The sequence below is a fragment of the Bradyrhizobium jicamae genome (assembly GCF_001440395.1).
Lineage (GTDB): Bacteria > Pseudomonadota > Alphaproteobacteria > Rhizobiales > Xanthobacteraceae > Bradyrhizobium > Bradyrhizobium jicamae.
Window position 1 is genome coordinate 1 of sequence record NZ_LLXZ01000129.1, and the last position, 1,353, is coordinate 1,353.

Below are 1,353 nucleotides of genomic sequence, written 5' to 3' on the forward strand. Positions count from 1 at the left end.
AACAGGCCGGACACATGACTTGCACCCGACCGCAAGCCGAACGTCAGATTCTTCTTCAATGCGGGCGTCGTCCACACATGACCCTAATGAGACATTCAACCGCGTGGACCCGCGAGCAGAAGGGATTAGGCTTTGGTTGAGTGCACCGGGAACAGAGGCCCGAGGTGGCGTTGAAACAGTTCTTCCCGATCAAAAGGGTTTCCTGATGATGACATCACGTGAAATTCGACTGAAGAACCGCCCCGTTGGGATGCCAATAGCCGATGATTTCGAGCTAGGTACCGTTGAACTGCCAAAGCCAGAGGCGGGTCAAGTTCAGGTTCGCAATGTATGGATGAGCGTTGATCCGTACATGCGGGGCCGAATGAACGATGCCCGGAGTTACGTTCCACCGTTCGCTCTTGGAGCGCCGATGCAGGGCGACGCTATTGGTGAAGTCGTATTGTCCAATGATCCTTCGTTTAAGCCTGGTGACCTTGTCCAGAGCATGTTCGGTTGGCGGGAAGCCTTCAATGCCTCGGCCAACAAAGTCCGGAAATTGGAGACTCACGGCTTACCGGCTGAAGCCTTCTTAGGTGTGGCCGGGGTGCCAGGCCTGACCGCGTATGTCGGTCTACTCCACATCGCTGGCCTCAGAGAGGGAGACGTCGTCTTTGTTTCAGGCGCCGCTGGTGCTGTTGGTTCGATGGTCTGCCAGATCGCCAAACTGAAAGGCCACAAGGTAATCGCATCCGCTGGAGGGACAGAGAAAGCTGCGTTTGTCAGAAACGAGCTTGGGGCCGACGAGACAATCGACTACAAAGCCGTTGCGGACCTGACCGGTGCGGTGGCTATGGCAGCCCCGGAAGGCATCGATGTCTATTTTGATAACGTTGGCGGTGACCATCTAGACGCGGCGCTCGCTAACGCAAAGACATTTGGCCGGTTTGCATTATGTGGCATGATTTCAGAGTATAACGTGGCTTCACCGCAGAACGGTCCGCGCAATTTGCTGATGGCTGTGACCAAAAGCTTGCGCCTTCAGGGCTTTGTCGTTTTGAATCATTTGAATCTGCAACCCGCCTTTGCAAAAGACTTGGCGACTTGGCATGCGGCAGGCAAGATCAAATGGCGCCAAACTGTTTTCCATGGGGTCGAACAGGCACCGAATGCTTTCCTTGGACTTTTCAAAGGAAAAAACATTGGAAAAATGCTGGTCAAGTTGAGTTGAAGTCAAACCCAAGCGCAGCGCATGGGCACTCGCTGATTTACTGAACGTAAGGACGATCGTCTCCTTTTGGCCCATCTCCGACATGACGAGCACGATGGGCGACGTCCGTTCTCGGAGGCATAGCGGAAGCGCCGAAGACGGTG

The 1,353-nt window shown here is 54.5% G+C and carries 1 protein-coding gene; it reads left to right on the top strand.

Features of this window, described 5'->3' with window-relative positions:
* The coding region (locus CQ12_RS21665) for an NADP-dependent oxidoreductase (RefSeq protein WP_245310065.1) at positions 1 to 1,210 on the top strand (1,210 nt) is incomplete at its 5' end.
* Positions 1,211 to 1,353: the final 143 nt, after the last annotated feature.